Annotated in this window: 17 protein-coding genes and 1 pseudogene; 12 read left to right on the forward strand and 6 right to left on the reverse strand. The window is 75.1% G+C overall.

Annotated features, from left to right (window positions below; all coding sequences use genetic code 11):
• From ACI799_RS13110 to ACI799_RS13125, 4 genes and pseudogenes are all read right to left on the reverse strand, one after another.
• A pseudogene (locus ACI799_RS13110) lies at positions 1 to 346 on the reverse strand (hypothetical protein); the annotation flags it as partial.
• Between the two features lie 157 nt (positions 347 to 503).
• Positions 504 to 1,982 (reverse strand): aldehyde dehydrogenase family protein, encoded by a 1,479-nt coding sequence (locus tag ACI799_RS13115; protein WP_456599372.1) that lies wholly within the window; start codon positions 1,980 to 1,982, stop codon positions 504 to 506.
• 54 nt (positions 1,983 to 2,036) lie between these two features.
• Positions 2,037 to 2,639 carry a hypothetical protein gene (locus tag ACI799_RS13120; RefSeq protein ID WP_456599373.1) on the reverse strand — a complete coding sequence of 201 codons (603 nt, stop codon included), beginning with the start codon at positions 2,637 to 2,639 and terminating at the stop codon, positions 2,037 to 2,039.
• Between the two features lie 7 nt (positions 2,640 to 2,646).
• Positions 2,647 to 3,276 carry a universal stress protein gene (locus ACI799_RS13125; protein ID WP_456588686.1) on the reverse strand — a complete coding sequence of 210 codons (630 nt, stop codon included), beginning with the start codon at positions 3,274 to 3,276 and terminating at the stop codon, positions 2,647 to 2,649.
• Positions 3,277 to 3,383: 107 nt separating this feature from the next.
• Between ACI799_RS13125 and rpe the strand changes: the two genes are divergently transcribed.
• The 8 genes from rpe to ACI799_RS13165 all read left to right on the forward strand — a co-directional run bounded on the left by rpe (position 3,384) and on the right by ACI799_RS13165 (position 9,316).
• On the forward strand, positions 3,384 to 4,055 hold the full coding sequence (gene rpe, locus ACI799_RS13130; protein ID WP_456588687.1) for a ribulose-phosphate 3-epimerase: 672 nt from the start codon (positions 3,384 to 3,386) through the stop codon (positions 4,053 to 4,055).
• On the forward strand, positions 4,052 to 5,128 hold the full coding sequence (gene ribD / locus ACI799_RS13135) for a bifunctional diaminohydroxyphosphoribosylaminopyrimidine deaminase/5-amino-6-(5-phosphoribosylamino)uracil reductase RibD (RefSeq protein ID WP_456613246.1): 1,077 nt from the start codon (positions 4,052 to 4,054) through the stop codon (positions 5,126 to 5,128). The genes rpe and ribD overlap by 4 nt, the downstream gene beginning before the upstream one ends.
• A 1-nt stretch (position 5,129) precedes the next feature.
• Positions 5,130 to 5,753: a riboflavin synthase gene (locus ACI799_RS13140; protein ID WP_456599375.1), complete on the forward strand. Its 624-nt coding sequence runs from the start codon at positions 5,130 to 5,132 to the stop codon at positions 5,751 to 5,753.
• Positions 5,750 to 7,069, forward strand: a complete 1,320-nt coding sequence (locus ACI799_RS13145; protein ID WP_456588690.1) for a bifunctional 3,4-dihydroxy-2-butanone-4-phosphate synthase/GTP cyclohydrolase II — start codon at positions 5,750 to 5,752, stop codon at positions 7,067 to 7,069. The genes ACI799_RS13140 and ACI799_RS13145 overlap by 4 nt, the downstream gene beginning before the upstream one ends.
• Complete coding sequence (ribH, locus tag ACI799_RS13150) at positions 7,066 to 7,593, forward strand: 6,7-dimethyl-8-ribityllumazine synthase (RefSeq protein WP_456588691.1); 528 nt, start codon at positions 7,066 to 7,068, stop codon at positions 7,591 to 7,593. The genes ACI799_RS13145 and ribH overlap by 4 nt, the downstream gene beginning before the upstream one ends.
• Positions 7,590 to 7,853, forward strand: coding sequence for a phosphoribosyl-ATP diphosphatase (locus tag ACI799_RS13155; RefSeq protein WP_456588692.1), 264 nt, complete (start codon positions 7,590 to 7,592; stop codon positions 7,851 to 7,853). The genes ribH and ACI799_RS13155 overlap by 4 nt, the downstream gene beginning before the upstream one ends.
• Before the next feature lie 27 nt (positions 7,854 to 7,880).
• Positions 7,881 to 8,747 (forward strand): ATP phosphoribosyltransferase, encoded by an 867-nt coding sequence (gene hisG, locus ACI799_RS13160; protein WP_456588693.1) that lies wholly within the window; start codon positions 7,881 to 7,883, stop codon positions 8,745 to 8,747.
• Between the two features lie 86 nt (positions 8,748 to 8,833).
• Positions 8,834 to 9,316, forward strand: a complete 483-nt coding sequence (locus tag ACI799_RS13165; protein WP_456599376.1) for an SSI family serine proteinase inhibitor — start codon at positions 8,834 to 8,836, stop codon at positions 9,314 to 9,316.
• A 6-nt stretch (positions 9,317 to 9,322) separates the two neighbouring features.
• Here the strand turns inward: ACI799_RS13165 and ACI799_RS13170 are convergent, their stop codons facing one another.
• A complete protein-coding gene (locus ACI799_RS13170) occupies positions 9,323 to 10,315 on the reverse strand; it encodes a DUF2877 domain-containing protein (RefSeq protein ID WP_456588695.1) in 993 nt (330 codons plus the stop codon).
• Between the two features lie 393 nt (positions 10,316 to 10,708).
• Here ACI799_RS13170 and ACI799_RS13175 point away from each other — a divergent pair, with 393 nt between their 5' ends.
• Together ACI799_RS13175 and ACI799_RS13180 are read left to right on the forward strand one after the other, a co-directional pair.
• Complete coding sequence (locus ACI799_RS13175; RefSeq protein WP_456588696.1) at positions 10,709 to 12,514, forward strand: PucR family transcriptional regulator; 1,806 nt, start codon at positions 10,709 to 10,711, stop codon at positions 12,512 to 12,514.
• A gap of 57 nt (positions 12,515 to 12,571) precedes the next feature.
• Positions 12,572 to 13,330: an SDR family NAD(P)-dependent oxidoreductase gene (locus ACI799_RS13180; RefSeq protein WP_456613247.1), complete on the forward strand. Its 759-nt coding sequence runs from the start codon at positions 12,572 to 12,574 to the stop codon at positions 13,328 to 13,330.
• 59 nt (positions 13,331 to 13,389) lie between these two features.
• Here the strand turns inward: ACI799_RS13180 and ACI799_RS13185 are convergent, their stop codons facing one another.
• Positions 13,390 to 14,934, reverse strand: coding sequence for a helix-turn-helix domain-containing protein (locus ACI799_RS13185; RefSeq protein ID WP_456599378.1), 1,545 nt, complete (start codon positions 14,932 to 14,934; stop codon positions 13,390 to 13,392).
• 75 nt (positions 14,935 to 15,009) lie between these two features.
• Here ACI799_RS13185 and ACI799_RS13190 point away from each other — a divergent pair, with 75 nt between their 5' ends.
• Complete coding sequence (locus ACI799_RS13190; protein ID WP_456588699.1) at positions 15,010 to 15,756, forward strand: SDR family oxidoreductase; 747 nt, start codon at positions 15,010 to 15,012, stop codon at positions 15,754 to 15,756.
• 103 nt (positions 15,757 to 15,859) lie between these two features.
• A complete protein-coding gene (locus ACI799_RS13195) occupies positions 15,860 to 16,795 on the forward strand; it encodes a DMT family transporter (RefSeq protein ID WP_456613248.1) in 936 nt (311 codons plus the stop codon).
• The last annotated feature ends 38 nt before the right edge of the window (positions 16,796 to 16,833 follow it).

The following is a 16,833-nucleotide window of genomic DNA, read 5'->3' on the forward strand; positions in this document are numbered from 1 at the left end:
TGCGGCTGCAGTTCTGCACCGCGGCCAGCTCATCGGGCACGAACTCACTGACCTCTGGCGGCCCCACGGTGCCGGCGCGCTCGCCGCCGGGCAGCGGATCGGCCGGAGCCGGGCGCGCCGCGGCCAGGTCCATCACCAGCTCCGCCCGCAGCGCCGCCAACTGCGCCTCCGCGGCCACGATCTGACCCAGCAGCTCCGCCGCCTCCGCCGCACCCCGCCGGGCCGGCAACCACGCGCTCAACGGTTCACCCAACCGCGGCAACGGATCAGGGTCGGCCAGCTCCCACTCCGACGGCGGGCTCACCGGCATCACGGTCACCCCGACCGCGAACCCGACCACCGACATACCCGCAGGTTAGGACGGGGGTACGACAGTTTCAGCAGGTCGACGCCGCGCGCGGGTCGACCGGTCAGCCCGGCGACCAGCCCCGCCAGCAGCCCGATCACCGGGCCGTTCGGTTGTGGCGCCGGGTGGCCCCACGGGGAGGCCACCCGGCCGACCGTCAGAAGGGGAACTGCCGCCGGGTGTGCTGGACGCTGATCCAGTGGTCGGTGGTGAACTCCTCGATCGCCCACTCACCGCCGAACCGGCCGAGCCCCGAGTCCTTCTCGCCGCCGAACGCGGTGTTGTTCTCGTCGTTGAGCGGGGAGTCGTTGACGTGGGTCATGCCCGCCTCCACCTGCAGCGCGAAGTTGACGCCGCGCAGGGTGTCCCGGGTGAAGACGGCGCTGGAGAGCCCGTACTCGGTGTCGTTGGCGATCGCCAGCGCGTCGGCCTCGTCGCGGGCGCGGATGATCGTCGCGACCGGGCCGAAGACCTCCTGCCGGGCGGTGGCGACGTCGTTCGTCCCCAGCAGCACGTGCGGCGGCAGCACCGAGCCGATCGGCCCGGTCGGGTCGCCGCCGAGCAGCTGGTCGGCGCCGTCCTCGCGCGCCTGGGCGACCTTCTCCTGGATCCCCTCGAGCTGCTTGCCGTTGATGATCGGGCCGATCACGGTGTCGCCCTCGCGGGGGTCGCCGGCCTTGAGCCCGCGCACCCGCTCCACGTAGCGGTCGACGAACTCGTCGTGCACCGCGGCGTCCACCACGATCCGGTTGGTGATCATGCACACCTGGCCCTGGTGGAAGAACTTGCCGAACACGGCGGCGTCGACGGCGTATTCCAGGTCGGCGTCGTCGAGCACCACCAGCGGGCCGTTGCCGCCCAGCTCGAGCGAGAGCTTCTTCAACCCCGCCTTCTCGGCGATGCCCTTGCCCACCGGGGTGGACCCGGTGAAGGAGACGACGCGCGGCGTGGGGTGGCTGACGATCGCGTCCCCGATGTCGCGCCCGGCGCCGATGACGACCGACAGCAGCCCCGGCGGCAGCCCGGCCTCCTCGTAGACCTTGGCCAGCAGGAGGCCGCCGGTCACCGGGGTGTCGCCGGCCGGCTTGAGGACGACGGCGTTCCCGAGCGCCAGGGCGGGCGCGACCGAGCGGTTGGACAGGTGCATCGGGACGTTCCAGGGGCTGATCACGGCCACCACGCCCACCGGGCGGCGGTAGACCCGGCTCTCCTTGCCCTCGATGTCGGCCGGCAGGATCCGGCCCTCCATCCGGTACGGGTAGGACGACGCCTCGTGGAAGTCCCGCAGGGTGATCGCGAACTCGAACTCGGCGGCCGGTGCCGCGGCCCCGCTCTCGCGGATGTGCCAGTCGACGATCTCGTCCTTGCGCGCCTCCATGATCCGGGCGGCGCGGCGCATCACGTCGGCGCGGTCGCTGGGCAGCCGGGCCGCCCACTCGCGCTGCGCCTGCTTGGCGGTCGCGTACGCCTCGTCGAGATCCTCGGCGTTCGCCAGCGGGATCTCGGTCAGCGTCTCGCCGGTGTAGGGATCGGTGTCGGTGGCGGTCTTCCCGGCGCGCCCGGCGCGCCAGGTGCCGCCGATCGGCATGCGGTCGAAGCCGTCGTAGCGCTCGGGGGCGGTGGTGTCGGAAGCCATGGATCTGGCCCTACCCGGTCGTGTGCGACGGACACGTGGCGGTGGGCCGGCCGGTCAGCTGCGGGCAGGTCCGGGCGGGTCGGCGAGCCAGCGACGGCCGGCCCGGGCCTGGGTGGTGCTGTCCACCAGGAGGACCACGCCCGCGATCGTCACCAGGACGGCGCCCGGGACCGTGGTCCCGAGCTCATCCCAGTCGCCCAGGACCACGTGGATGCCGATGATGGCCGGGACGCCTACCCGGGCGAAGAACCGCTGGCGCGCCATCCGGTCCGCCACGTGGTCGGCTCGCGCTCGCCGGCCCGGCCCCGGGTCCCTGTGGTGGACGACGGCGTATTCGGCCAGCAGGCGCTCCTGCTGCCGTTGCCGGCCGCGCTCGGTCCCCAGGAGACCCCATCCCAGGAGCGCCAGGACGAGGGCACCAGCGGCTACGGCGGTCCACGTGCCCGTGGACCAGCTCGCCGGCTCCAGCCGCAGCAGAGCGAAGCCGACCGCGAAGGGCGGCAGGCCACCCGCGAGCATGCGGAGCTCGTGCCGGGCCCGCTCGCGCACCGCCGCGGCGGCATCCTCGGCCGGCAGGGGCCGGGTCCGCGCGGTGGACGCGCCGGACCGGCTGGTCCCGGTCGCCTGCGCCGGACCGTGGAACGGTTGCCCGGTCACCGCCCGGTCACCGCCCGGCGACGGGGCCGGCGAGCAGCACCGGCACGGGGGAGTGGTGGGTGACGTGCTCGGCGACGCTGCCGAGCATGCGGTGGGACAGGCCGCGGCCCCGCCGGCCCACGACGACGACGTCGGCGTCCTCCTGGCCGGCCACCTCCAGCAGCGCCGAGCCCGGCCGGCCGCTCACCAGCTCGACGACCGGCCTGGCCCCGGAGAACCAGGTGGTCCGCTCCTCCAGCAGGCCGCGGCACCGGTCCCGCTCGGTGCGGTCGGCGAACTCGACGACGTCGGGGTCGACCGCCATCACGAGCACCACCCGGGTGCCGTCGCCGGAGAAGAGCTGTGCCGCGTCCCGCAGCGACCGGTCGGACTCCGCGGACCCGTCGACGCCCACGACGACCGTCACCGCGCCGTCGGCCCGCGCGGACTCGGCGTCCGCGAGCGGTGTCCGCTCGACCACCCGGTGCTCGCGCCGCCCGCGCTCGATCGCCACCGGCACGAACAGCGGCCCGAGGACGGCGCCGAGGAAGTACCACTGGGGATCGCGGTAACCCCGGCGGCCGAGGAAGAGGGCGGCACCACAACCCACGGCTATCCAGACGACGAGGACGAGGACGACGAGGGCGGGTGTCGGCATGGTGCTCCTCCCGTGCAAGCGGGCCACGGCGTTCGCGCCCCTACGTGGCTGACGACCGGCGGAGGGATCGGGTTCCGGCACGTGGCCGCCACCTAGACTCGGCGGACGTGCCCCGGCAACCGTTGATCGCGCCCAGCCTGCTGTCCGCGGACTTCGCCCGCCTGGCCGACGAGGTGGCGCGCGTGGCCGACGCGGACTGGCTGCACGTCGACGTCATGGACGCGCACTTCGTGCCGAACCTGACCCTGGGGCTCCCGGTCGTCCAGGCGATCGAGCGGGTCAGCCCCGTGCCCCTGGACTGCCACCTCATGATTGAGCACCCCGAGCGCTGGGCGCCGGGGTACGCCGAGGCCGGGGCGCGCAACGTCACCGTGCACGCGGAGGCCTGCACCGATCCGCGGGCGGTGGCCCGGGACCTGCGCGCCGCGGGCGCGCTGGCCGGGCTGGCGATCAAGCCGGGCACGCCCCTGGAGGACTACCTCGACGTCCTCGCCGACTTCGACACCCTGCTGGTCATGAGCGTGGAGCCCGGCTTCGGCGGGCAGTCGTTCATCGCCGACGTGCTGCCCAAGGTGCGGCGGGCCCGGGAGCTCGTGGACGCCGGCGAGCTGACCCTCCTCGTGGAGATCGACGGCGGCATCAACGCCGACACCATCGAGCAGGCCGCCGAGGCAGGGGTGGACATGTTCGTCGCCGGGTCGGCGGTCTACGGCGCCGACGACCCCGGGAAGGCGATCGCCGCGCTGCGCGCGCAGGCCGCCGCGGCGATGCCCGGGTGAGCGCCTCCCTGGCCGAACTGCGCGGGATGGCCCGCGCCCGGGAGCTCGGCGTCGCGGTCCTCGGCACGACGAGCCCCAACCCCGCGGTGGGCGCGGTGGTCCTGGCCGCCGACGGCAGCGTCGTGGGGGAGGGGGCCACCGCCCCGCCCGGCGGTCCGCACGCCGAGGTGCGCGCCCTGGCCCAGGCCGGTGAGCGGGCCCGCGGCGGCACCGCCGTCGTCACGCTGGAGCCGTGCGCGCACACCGGGCGCACCGGTCCGTGCGCCGATGCGCTGCTGGCCGCCGGCATCGCGCGGGTCGTCGTCGCCGTGCCCGAGCCGACCGAGCTGGCCGGTGGGGGCGCGGAACGGCTGCGCGCCGCCGGGGTCGAGGTGGTCGTCGGTGTCGAGCGGGACGCGGCCGAGCGCGGGGCGCTCGCCGGGTGGCTGACCGGGGTCCGCGAACAGCGGCCGTACGTGATCTGGAAGGTGGCGACCACGCTGGACGGTCGCGTCGCCGCGGCCGACGGCAGCAGCCGCTGGATCACCGGGCCCGAGGCGCGGGCCGAGGTGCACCGGCTGCGGGCCGGCTGCGACGCCGTCGTCGTCGGTTCCGGCACCGCCCTCACCGACGACCCGCAGCTCACCGTGCGCGACGAGGACGGCCGGGACGCCGACCGGCAACCGCTCCGGGTGGTCGTCGACCGCCGGGACCGGCTGCCGGCCTCGGCCCGGGTGCTCGACGACGCCGCGCCCACGCTGGTCAGTCGCGCCGGGAGCCCGGCCGAGCTGCTCGCCGAGCTGTTCGCCCGCGACGTCCGCCGGGTGCTGCTCGAGGGCGGCCCGACGCTCGCTGCCGCGTTCCTGCGGGCGGGCCTGGTCGACGAGGCCGTCGTGCACCTCGCGCCGAAGCTGCTGGGCGCCGGTCCCTCGCTCGTCGGCGACCTGGGAATCACCGGGATCGGCGCGGCGCTGTCCTACTCGGTCGCCGACGTCCTCCCGTTGGGTGGGGACGTGCAGATCCGGCTGCACCCCACCGGGCACACTGAGGGCGGCACCCGCACCGGCGGGACCGGCACGGACGGAGGGAGCTGAGGTGTTCACCGGCATCGTCGAGGAGGTGGGCACCCTGGCCCGGCGCGAGGACCAGGGCGACTCCGCCGTCCTCAGCATCCGCGCCCGCACCGTCCTGACCGACGTCTCGCTGGGCGACTCCATCGCCGTCAACGGCGTCTGCCTCACCGTCACCGGCGTCCAGCCGAGCGTGGACGGCGCCGGTGTGTGGACCACCGACGTGATGGCCGAGACGCTGCGCCGAAGCAGCCTGGACGCCGTCGCCGAGGGCGCACCGGTCAACCTGGAGCGCGCCGTCGCGCCGCACACCCGCCTGGGCGGGCACATCGTGCAGGGCCACGTCGACGGCGTGGGCCAGATCCTGTCCCGCACGCCGGCGGAGCACTGGGAGGTCGTGCGCATCGGCCTGCCCACCGGGCTCGCCCGCTACGTCGTCGAGAAGGGCTCCATCGCCGTCGACGGCGTCTCGCTGACCGTCAGCGCGGTCAGCGCAGCGACCGACGCCGAACCCTGGTTCGAGGTCAGCCTCATCCCCACCACTCTCCGCGAGACCACGCTCGGCGCGCGCGCCCCGGGGGAGCCCGTCAACCTGGAGGTCGACGTGATCGCCAAGTACGTGGAACGTCTGCTGGGGGCCCGCGCATGAACGAGCCCCGCACCCGGCTGGACTCCATCGAGTCGGCCATCGCCGCCATCAAGGACGGCCGGCCCGTGGTCGTCGTCGACGACGAGGACCGCGAGAACGAGGGCGACCTCATCTTCGCCGCGGAGCTCGCCACCCCGGAGCTGGTGGCGTTCATGGTCCGCTACACCTCCGGCTACATCTGCGTGGCCGTGACCGAGGCCGACGCCGACCGGCTGGACCTGCCGCCCATGCACCGGGTGAACCAGGACCGCCTCGGTACCGCCTACACGGTCACCGTCGACGCCCGGGAGGGCGTCACCACCGGCATCTCCGCCGCCGACCGCGCGCACACCATCCGCACCCTCGCCGCCGCGGAGACCACCTCGGCCGACCTCGCCCGGCCCGGCCACGTCGTGCCGCTGCGGGCCCGCGACGGTGGTGTGCTGCGGCGCCCCGGGCACACCGAGGCCGCCGTCGACCTCGCGCTGCTGGCCGGGCTGCGCCCGTCCGGCGTGCTCTGCGAGATCGTCAGCGAGAAGGACCCGATCGGCATGGCCCGCAGCGAGGAGCTGCGGCTGTTCGCCGACGAGCACGACCTGTGCATGATCTCGATCGCCGACCTGATCGCCTACCGCAAGCGGTTCGACAAGCTGGTCGAGCGGGTGGCCGAGGCGATCGTGCCGCTGGCCCCCGGCACGTTCACCGCCGTCGGCTACTCGAGCTCCTACGACGAGCGCGAGCACGTGGCCTTCGTCTACGGGGACATCGGCGACGGCGAGGACGTGCTGGTGCGGGTGCACTCCGAGTGCCTCACCGGCGACGTCTTCGGCTCGCTGCGCTGCGACTGCGGGCCCCAGCTGCAGGCCGCGCTCGCCGCCGTCGCCCAGGAGGGCCGCGGCATCGTGCTCTACATCCGCGGGCACGAGGGCCGGGGAATCGGCCTGCTGCACAAGCTGCAGGCCTACCAGCTGCAGGACATGGGGGTCGACACCGTCGACGCCAACCTCGACCTCGGGCTGCCCGCCGACGCGCGCGACTACGGCACCGGCGCGCAGATCCTCGTCGACCTGGGCGTGCACACCATGCGGTTGCTGACCAACAACCCGGCCAAGCGCGCCGGCCTGGAGGGCTACGGCCTGCGGGTGCTCGGCCGGGTGCCGCTGCCCAGCCACGTCACCGCGGAGAACCTCGGGTACCTGCGCACCAAGCGCGACCGGATGGGCCACCTGCTCGACATCATCGAGCCCGAGACCGAGTCCGGTCCGGCCGACGCCCCGGGCGCCACGACGGTGCCGGGCACCGACGTGCCCCTCGGCCAGGACGAGCAGCCGGCATGAGCGGCAGCGGAGCGCCGCAGGCGACCCCGGTCGACGCGGCCGGGCTGACGCTGGGCATCGTCGCCACCACGTGGCACGCCGAGATCACCGGGACGCTGCTGGACCGTGCCGTCGCCGCCGCCGAGGCCTGCGGGGTTCCCGCGCCGACCGTCGTCCGCGTGCCGGGCGCGGTGGAGCTGCCCGTCGTGGCGCAGGCCCTGGCCGAGCGCCACGACGCCGTCGTCGCGCTCGGCGTCGTCGTGCGCGGGGGGACGCCCCACTTCGAGTACGTCTGCGATGCCGTGACCGCGGGGCTCACCCGCGTCGCCCTCGACGCCGGCAAGCCGGTGGGCAACGGCGTCCTCACCACCAACGACGAGCAGCAGGCCCGCGACCGGTCCGGCCTGCCCGGCTCGGCCGAGGACAAGGGCTGGGAGGCCACCCTCGCCGCGCTGCAGACCGCGCTCGTGCTCCGCGAGCTGCGGACGCCGCAGCGGCAGACCGGGTTCTCCGCGACCCCCGCCCGTCAGGAGGCCCGGTCGTGAAGACCTTCGACAGCCTGTTCGCCGAGCTCTCCGCCAAGGTGGCCGCCGGGGATGCTGCCTCCGGCACCGTCGCCGCGGTGCGGGACGGCGTGCACGCAGCCGGCAAGAAGGTCGTGGAGGAGGCCGCCGAGTCCTGGATGGCGGCCGAGCACGAGGGTGCCGACCGCACCGCCGAGGAGATCAGCCAGCTGCTCTACCGGGTGCAGGTGCTCATGCTGGCGCGGGGCCTCACGCTCGACGACGTCTACACCCACCTCTGATCCACCCCGAGACACAGGAGATCGAAAGTGCTGCGCGTCGCCGTGCCGAACAAGGGTGTGCTGAGCGAGCCGGCGGCGGAGATGCTCGCCGAGAGCGGCTACCGCCAGCGGCGCAGCACCAAGGACCTCGCCGTCTACGACCCCGACAGCGACACCGAGTTCTTCTACCTGCGCCCGCGCGACATCGCGGTGTACGTGGCCGCCGGCACGCTCGACGTGGGCATCACGGGCCGGGACATGCTGCTGGAGACCGCCCCGGCCGATGGTGAGGGCCCGAGCGCGGTGGAGGACATGCCGCTGGGCTTCGGCCGCTCCTCGTTCCGGTTCGCGACCCCCGTGGAGTCGGCGATCCAGCAGGTCGAGCAGCTGGCCGGCAAGCGGATCGCCACCGCCTACCCGGTGCTCCTGCGGCGCTACCTGGACGAGCAGGGGCTCAAGGCCGACGTGGTGAAGCTCGATGGCGCGGTGGAGACCGCCTGCCGGCTGGGCGTCGCGGACGCGGTCTGCGACGTGGTGGAGACCGGGACGACGCTGCGCGCCGCCGGGCTGCACATCATCGGGGAGCCCGTGCTCAGCAGCGAGGCCATCCTCGTGCGCCGTGAAGGGTCCGAGGAGATCCCCGCGGTGGCGCAGCTGCGCCGTCGGCTCCGCGGCGTGCTGGTCGCGCGGCAGTACGTGATGCTCGACTACGACTGCCCCAACGAGCTGCTCGACCGCGCCACCGCGGTCACCCCGGGCATCGAGGGGCCGACGGTCAGCCCGCTGCAGACCCCGGGCTGGTCGGCGGTGCGGGCCATGATCGCCCGCACCGAGACCAACCGGGTGATGGACGAGCTGTGGGAGCTCGGTGCCCGGGCGATCCTCGTCACCAGCATCCACGCCTCCCGGATCTGACGGACCCGCCGCTCGGGGCCTCCTGGCGAGCAGCCGGGCGCCGGCTGCGGTGGAACCCGAGGGCGGCGTCGCTCGTCTGCACCGGCATGCGACGCCTGCTGCTGCTCGCCCTCCTCGCCTCCGCGCTCGTGCTCGGCGCCTGCGCCACGGGGCGGGGCGACGGGGACGCGTCGTCGACCGGTGACGGGCGCGACGCGACCGGCGGTGGCCCGTCGGGCATCGCGCAGGCGGCGAACGACCTGCGGATCGTGGTCGACCGCGGGGACGGGACGCCGCCGGAGACCTGGACGCTGACCTGCGCCGGCGTCGCGGAGGGCACCCACCCGCGGGCGGAGGAGGCCTGCGCCCGTCTCGAGGACATGGCCGAGCCGTTCGCGCCGCTGCCGGACGACCGGGTCTGCACCGAGCAGTACGGCGGTCCGCAGACGGCCCGCATCACCGGGCGCTGGAACGGCGCGCCGGTCGACCTGGAGCTGTCCCGCGTCGACGGCTGCCGCATCGCGCAGTGGGACGCCCTGGGTCCCGTCCTGCCCGTACCGGTGGGGGAGGCGGCGACGCCGCTCGGCTGACGCCGGTCAGCGGACGCGCGCGGTGCGATCCACCAGGTCGATGGCGGTGCACAGACCCAGTGCCATGGCCCGGCCGCTGGTGGCCCCGGTGGCCAGCAGGCGGCCGATCGCCGGCCCGAGCGGGCGCTCGCCGACCAGCCCGCGGAGCACGGCGGCGTACTCACCGCTGACCTGCCCCGCTGCCGCGTGCCGCAGGAGCGCGCGGGACAGCTCGGTGGTGCGGCCACCGGCCAGCGAGCACACGCCCGCGGCGAAGCGCTCCGCTGCCGGGTGCCCGAGGAGCACCAGGCCCGCGATCGTCCCGGCCACGACGTCGTCACCGGCCGGCGTCAGCCCGGGGCCGAGGCCGATGAGCCGGGTGGCGGTGCGCAGCGCGGCCTCGAGGTCGGCGCGACGCACCGCGCCGCGCAGGGCGGCCAGCGGGCCGCCGGGCCCCGTGGGCAGCCCGGGCAGGGTGAAGGCGCTGTGCGGGACGCCCTCGCCGTAGAGGGCGGTGCGCAGCTGCCGGACCCCCTCGGGCAGGAGCGCGGGCCGTCCACCGGGCAGCCGCGGCCGCGGGTCCCACCAGGCCGACGCGCTGACCGCGAGGTCCCCGACGACGATCCGCCCGGCCCCCACCTCGGCGGGGGCGCCCGCCGGGAGCCCGGTCAGCGGGCGCCCGTTGCTCGGGCGGAAGAGGACGCAGCCCAGCGGCAGCCGGGCCGCATCGCTGGTCAGGACGCCGACGACCTCACCGAGGCCGCGCTCACCGGCCACCTGCACGTAGAGGGCGGCGGGGAGGCTCAGCAGCACGCGCGCCGGGCGGACGGGGCCGCGCAGCACGTCGGCGACGGCGGTGCTCGCCGCGGCGGGCACCGCCGACGGCGCCGCCGTCGGCAGGGTGCGGGCGGCTCGCGCCGACTCCCGGGGCAGGGGGATCGTCGGGACGCCGGCGCGCCCCCGCCCGGCGAGGTGTCCGCTCGAGCCGCTCCGGACCTCGGTGTCGTCGATCGCGCGCATGGGCCGCCCTCCACCCCTCGGGACGACGGAGGCCGGTGGATCGGCGCTCCGCCCCTCGGTCCACCGGCCGCGAGGAGGGTGCACACGCCCCTGCACGGAGCGCCTACGATCCAGCGAGCAGGTGGAACGAGGTCGAACCTAAGCGGCGCGTCGCACGCCCTCTTATGGCGGATGTCGCCAAGAATGGATGGCGGCGTCCGGGGACACCTGACAGGCCGCTGCCGTGTGGCACCCTGGACGACGACTGGAAGGGGATGCCTTGTGACACAGAGTGATTCGTCACTCCTGGCGTCTACTCGCGGTAGTGGAACCACCCCGTTCCGTCGCAACTGGTCGGTCGACGAGTCGCCCCGGGCCGAGCGGCGCGGCGAGCGCGCGAGCTGGCAGCAGCGGATGGGCCTGACCGTGGAGGAGGCGCTGGACCTCCCCGTCCTCGCGGGGAGCACCGTGACCAGCGGCTCGGCCGGGCTCGGCCGGGTGATCCGCCACATGGTCGTCGACGACCCTGCGGAGCCGCTGGCCGCCGCGGGCCCCGACGTGCTCGTCGTCCTCGGCGCCCGCCTCCCTCCCGCCGACCCGGCCAGCTGCCGGGCGCTGGTCGAGCGGCTCGAGGCCGCCGGCACCGCGGCGCTGGCCTACCGGCGCGTCGACGGGCCACCGCCGCTGCCCGCCGAGGTCCTGGCCGAGTCGGAGCGCCGCGGTCTCCCGGTGCTCGCGCTGCCGCCGACGGCACGGCTCGACGAGGTCGTCTCCGGCGTGCTGGGCGCCGTCGTCGCCAAGCAGGGGCAGGCCCTCGCCCTGTCCTCGCGCATGGACGACGAGTTCACCGAGGTGGCGCTCACCGGTGGCGGCCTGGCCGAGGTGACCCAGCGCCTCGCCGTGATGCTCGAGGGCGCCGCGGTGCTGGGCCTCGGCCCGGACCGGGAGGTCGTCACCAGCGCCGGCCCCGCCGACGACGTCGCCGAGATCAGCGACTGGCTGTGGCTCCTCGACGCCGCCGCCGACGACGAGCTGGCCGCCATGGCGCCGTCGCTGCGGCTCTCCGGGGTCCGCGCGGACCAGACGGTGGTCACGCCGGCCGACCTGAACGCGGACCTCTCACCCGCCGACGGCATCCTGCTCGTGCCCGGGCACCACGAGCTGCCCGGCGGGATCGGCGAGTACGCGGTGGCGCCGATCATGGCGGGCGACCAGCGGCACGGCTGGCTCGTCGCCGTCCACCGGACCGGCGCGATGATGCTGGGCGCCGGCGGCGTGCTGGAGCGGGCCGCGGTCATCGCCGCGCTGTCGGTGATCCGGCTGCAGGCCGTCCACTCGGTGGAGCTGCGTTTCCAGGGGGACCTGGTCCGCCGGCTGGTGGGGGGCGCGGTGGGCCACACCGAGCGGACGCTGGCCTACACCCGCTCGTTCGGCTGGCGGCTGGACGGACCGGTCGCGGTGCTGGTGACCGCCACCGAGACCGTGGCCGACGCGGCGGCCGACCCCACCCGCGCCCTCGACGTCCTGGACCGGCTGGCCGACGGCTGGCGCGCCGCGTTGGAGTCGGAGGTGGCCGGCGCGGCCGTCGCGGGGCTGGCCACGGAGATCGTGACGCTGCTGCCCCTGGACGGGCGCACGCCGGAGGAGCTGTCGGCCCTGGTCTCCGCCGTGACGTCTCGGGTCAACGGGCGGCTGCGCCGGGTGGGCCGGTTGCTGGGCACCGGCATCGGCCGGCCGGCCGGATCGCTCTCGGAGCTGGCCGAGGTGCACCGGCAGGCGCAGCGCGCGCTCGGTGTCGGGCAGGAGATCCACGGCGCGTCGTCGGTCGTCCACTTCGACCAGCTCGGGGTGTTCCGGCTGCTGTCGCTGATCCCCGACAGCACCGAGCTGCGTTCCTACGTCGACGAGGTGCTCGGCCCGCTGGCCGACGCCGTCGACGCCGATGCCGCCGACCTCCGGGAGACCCTGCGGGTGCTGCTGGAGACGAACCTGAACGTCGCGGAGTCCGCCCGGCGGCTGCACTTCCACTACAACACGATGCGCTACCGGATCGGGAAGCTGGAACGGATGCTCGGGCCGTTCACCACCGACCCGACGCTGCGGCTGAACCTCCTGCTGGCGCTGCACGCCGCCCGCATGCGCGGCCTGGACCAGCCGGCGCGCCCGCCGCTGGACGGCGGCCTCGGCCCGCTCGACGACGGGTTCGACGCCCTCCTCTGAGGACCGCGCTGCGCGGCCGACGTGCGCCGCCGGGTGCTGCGTGGGAAGGATGTCCGCATGACCCAGGTCGATCGTCCCCTCGCCGGCACGGTGGCCCTCGTGACGGGGGCGTCCTCGGGGATCGGCGAGGCCACGGCGGTCGCCCTGGCCGGGGCCGGGGCTGCCGTCGCCCTCGGAGCGCGGCGGAGCGACCGGGTCGAGGCGCTCGCCGGTCGGCTGCGCGGCGGCGGGACGGCGGTGCTGCCGCTGGCCCTGGACGTCACCGACGAGCGGGCGTGCGCCGATGCCGTCGCGCGCACCCGGTCGGAACTGGGCGGCCTCGACGTCCTGGTGAACAACGCCGGCGTCATGCTCCTGGGCACGATCGCCGGGGCGGACACCGAGGACTGGCGCCGGATGATCGACACCAACGTCATGGGCGTGCTCTACATGACCCACGCGGCCCTCGACGGGATGCTCGAGCAGGGGTCGGGCGACATCGTGAACATCTCCAGCGTCGCCGGGCGGCAGGCCCGCAAGGGCGCCGGGGTGTACAACGCCAGCAAGTGGGCGGTGAACGCCTTCAGCGAGTCGCTGCGCCAGGAGGTCACCGGCCGCGGGGTGCGGATCGGCCTGGTCGAGCCCGGCGCGGTCAGCACCGAGCTCACCGACCACATCACCCAGCCCGCGGCGAAGGCCGCCTCGGTGCAGATGTACTCGAGCATGCGGGCGCTGCACGCCGAGGACATCGCCCGCGCCGTCCTCTACCTGGTGACCCAGCCGCCGCACGTCGCGGTCAACGAGGTGCTCGTCCGCCCCACCGACCAGGAGAGGTGAGAAAGGACCCCGTCCTCTCCACCGCTCGCAGGCTCGCGGCGGTGCCCTGGACGGGGCCGTTAGTCGCGGAAGACCTCGATGTCGGCGCCCATCTCGACCAGCCGCTCGTAGAGCTGCTCGTACCCGCGGGCGATGATGTCGACGTTGCGCAGCACCGACGTGCCCTTGGCCGCCAGCATCGCCAGCAGTATGCAGACCGCCGGGCGCAGCGCGGGCGGGCAGACGACCTCCGCGGCCCGCCAGCGGGTCGGGCCGGTGACCAGCACCCGGTGCGGGTCCAGCAGGCGGACGTCGGCGCCGAGCCGGGTGAGGTCGGAGAGGTGGATCGCCCGGTTGTCGTAGACCCAGTCGTGGATCAGCGTCGACCCCTGCGCCTGGGCGGCGATCACCGCGAAGAACGGCAGGTTGTCGATGTTGAGCCCCGGGAACGGCATCGGGTGCACCTTGTCCAGCGGCGCCCGCAGCTCCGACGGGTGGATGGTGATGTCGGCCAGCCGGGTGTGCCCGTTGTCGGCGAGGTACTCGGCGGAGAGCTCGTAGCGCAGCCCCATCTCGGCGAGCACCGCGAGCTCCACCTCGAGGAAGTCCACCGGGGCCCGGGTGACGGTCAGCTCCGAGCCCGTGACGATCCCGGCGGTCAGCAGGCTCATCGCCTCCACCGGGTCCTCGCTGATCGTGTAGTCGACGTCGGCGTCGAGCACGGGGCGTCCGCGCACCACCAGCGTCGTCGTCCCCAGGCCCGTCACCTCGACGCCGAGCAACTGCAGGTACAGGCACAGGTCCTGGACCATGTAGTTGGAGCTCGCGTTGCGGATGGTGGTGGTGCCGTCGGTGCGGGCCGCGGCCAGGAGCGCGTTCTCGGTGACGGTGTCCCCCCGCTCGGTGAGCACGATCGTCCGATCCGCGGCGGCCGGTCCCTCCACCGTGGCCTGGTACTCACCGGCGTGCGCCTCGACGGCCAGCCCGAACGGCCGGAGGGCGATCATGTGCGGCTGCACGGTCCGCGTCCCCAGGTCGCAGCCGCCGGCGTAGGGCAGCCGGAACGCGCCGGCCCGGTGCAGCAGCGGGCCCAGGAACATGATGATGCTGCGGGTCCGCCGGGCCGCGTCGGCGTCGATGCCGTCGAGGTCGAGCTCGTCGGGGACGACGAGGGTGAGGTCGTGCCCCTGCTCGTCCCAGGTCGCGGAGACGCCGATGGACCGCAGCACGTCGAGGATGCGCTCGACCTCCACGATGCGGGACACGTTGCGCAGGGTCGTGCGCCCCCGGTTCAGCAGCGCCGCGCAGAGCAGGGCGACGGCGGCGTTCTTGGAGGACTTCACCGCCACCCGGCCGCGGAGGGGGCGCCCACCGGTCACCCGCAGGTGTGCCGGCCCGGCGGGACCCAGCCGGATGAGCTCGCTGTCGAGCGCGGCGGAGAGGCGGCCCAGGAACTCCAGCGTGAGGTTCTGGCTGCCCTGCTCGATGCGGGCGACCGCGCTCTGGCTGGTGCCCAGCCGTTCGGCCAGCTGTTGCTGGGTGAGGCCCCGGTGGCGGCGGGCGTCGCGGACGAGCGCCCCGATGCGCCGCATCGCTTCGTCGGCAGGCAGGTCGGTGAGCGTCACCGGGACACGATATCTCGTATCTGAGATGTCGGCCGCTCCGTGCGCAGACGTGGCGCCTCCGGGGAGACTGCACCCGTGGACGTACTGGTCACCGGCGGCACGGGCCGCCTGGGGCGGCACCTGGTGCCGCAGCTGCGGGACGCCGGGCACCAGGTGCGGCAGATGTCGCGCCGGGGCGCCGGCCCGGGAGGGGTGCGGGGTGACCTCGCCACCGGGCGGGACCTGGCGCACGCGGTGGCGCGGGCGGAGGTGGTGGTGCACGCGGCGAGCGCCCCCCGGGGCGACCCCTGGGAGGTCGACGTCGCCGGCACCCGACGGCTGGTCGAGGCGGTCGACCGGTCCCGGCCGCCGCACCTCGTGTACGTCTCCATCGTCGGGGTGGACCGGGTTCCCCTGAGCTACTACCGGGCCAAGTACGCCGCCGAACAGGTGCTGCTGGCCTCGGGCCTGCCGGTCACGCTGGTCCGCATCACCCAGTTCCACGGCTTCGTCGACGAACTGCTGGGCACGGCGCGCCGCGGGCCGCTGCTGCCGGTGCCCATGGGCTGGCGGGTGCAGCCGGTGGACGTCACCGACGCCGCGGCGCACCTGGTGGAGCGCGTGAGCGCCCCGCCGTCCGGCGGCGTGGTGGAGCTCGGCGGACCCGAGGAGCACTCGGTGGCCGACCTCGCGCGGACCTGGGCAGAGGTGCGCGCTCCGGGGGCGCGGGTCATCGCGACCCCCGTTCCGGGCCGGCTCGGCACGGCGCTGCGCGACGGCGCGGCGCTGCCCACCCGCGGTGCGCGTGGCCGGCGCACGTGGGCCGAGCACCTGCGGGGCTGAGGACCGCAGCGTTCCTGCCAGTTCCCGGCGGCCGGGTGCCAGTCACGTGCCGCGGCCGGAAACCGCCGGATCGGGTCGGCAGCCGGCCCTAGGTTCTGCGGACGTGACCACTCCCACTGCTCCGGACGGGCGAACGCTGCTCGCCGTCGTCGTCACCGTGCTCGCCTGGGCATCGGCCTTCGTGGGCATCCGCGCGGTCGGCCAGGACCTGTCGCCCGGCGCGCTGGCCCTCGGCCGGCTGCTGATCGGCGGGCTGGTGCTGGGCCTGCTCGTCGCCCGCCGCGGCTGGGTGCGCCCCACGCCCGGTGAGTGGCGGTTGCTGGCCGTCTGCGGGATCGGCTGGTTCGCCGTCTACAACCTGGCGCTGAACGCCGCCGAGCGGCACCTGGACGCCGGCACGACGGCGATGCTGGTCAACATCGGGCCGATCCTCATCGCCGTGCTCGCCGGCTTCTGGCTCGGGGAGGGCTTCCCGCGCTGGCTGGTCGTCGGCATCACCGTCGCCTTCGGTGGCGTGGTGCTGATCGGCGTCGGGACCCGCGGCGCGGACGCCGATGTGGTCGGCGTCGCGCTGTGCGTGGTCGCGGCGGTCACCTACGCGGTGGGCGTGGTGGCCCAGAAGCCGCTGCTGCGGCGGCTGCCCGGGCTGCAGGTCACGTTCACGGCGTGCGCGATCGGCGCGGTCGCCTGCCTGCCCTGGGCCGGCGCCCTGGTCACCGATGTCGGCCGCGCGCCCGCGGGCTCGGTCGCCGGGATGGTGTACCTCGGTGTCGTGCCGACGGCGCTGGCCTTCAGCACCTGGGCCTACGCGCTGTCGCGGATGGACGCCGGTCGCCTCGGCGTCACCACGTACCTGGTGCCCCCGCTGGTCGTCCTGCTCAGCTGGCTGCTGCTGGGGGAGGCGCCCCCGCTGCTGGCGGTGGCCGGCGGTGCGGTGTGCCTGGCCGGCGTGGCGGTGTCCCGGCGGCGGACCCGGCCCGCGCTGGTCCCCGCGGCCGGCGCTCCTCCGGCACCGGCCGGAGCGGCCGGTCAGCGGTAGGCGGACCGATCGACGACCGGGTGTGCGGACGGCTGCGG

It is taken from the genome of Blastococcus sp. SYSU DS0753 (assembly GCF_054051175.1).

Coding starts and splice junctions, on each gene's coding strand:
- ACI799_RS13115 (WP_456599372.1), bottom strand. CDS start 1,982: ATGGCTTCCGACACCACCGCCCCCGAGCGCTACGACGGCTTCGACCGC.
- ACI799_RS13180 (WP_456613247.1), top strand. CDS start 12,572: ATGACCCAGGTCGATCGTCCCCTCGCCGGCACGGTGGCCCTCGTGACG.
- ACI799_RS13145 (WP_456588690.1), top strand. CDS start 5,750: ATGAACGAGCCCCGCACCCGGCTGGACTCCATCGAGTCGGCCATCGCC.
- ACI799_RS13170 (WP_456588695.1), bottom strand. CDS start 10,315: ATGCGCGCGATCGACGACACCGAGGTCCGGAGCGGCTCGAGCGGACAC.
- ribH (WP_456588691.1), top strand. CDS start 7,066: ATGAGCGGCAGCGGAGCGCCGCAGGCGACCCCGGTCGACGCGGCCGGG.
- ACI799_RS13175 (WP_456588696.1), top strand. CDS start 10,709: ATGGGCCTGACCGTGGAGGAGGCGCTGGACCTCCCCGTCCTCGCGGGG.
- ACI799_RS13125 (WP_456588686.1), bottom strand. CDS start 3,276: ATGCCGACACCCGCCCTCGTCGTCCTCGTCCTCGTCGTCTGGATAGCC.
- ACI799_RS13165 (WP_456599376.1), top strand. CDS start 8,834: ATGCGACGCCTGCTGCTGCTCGCCCTCCTCGCCTCCGCGCTCGTGCTC.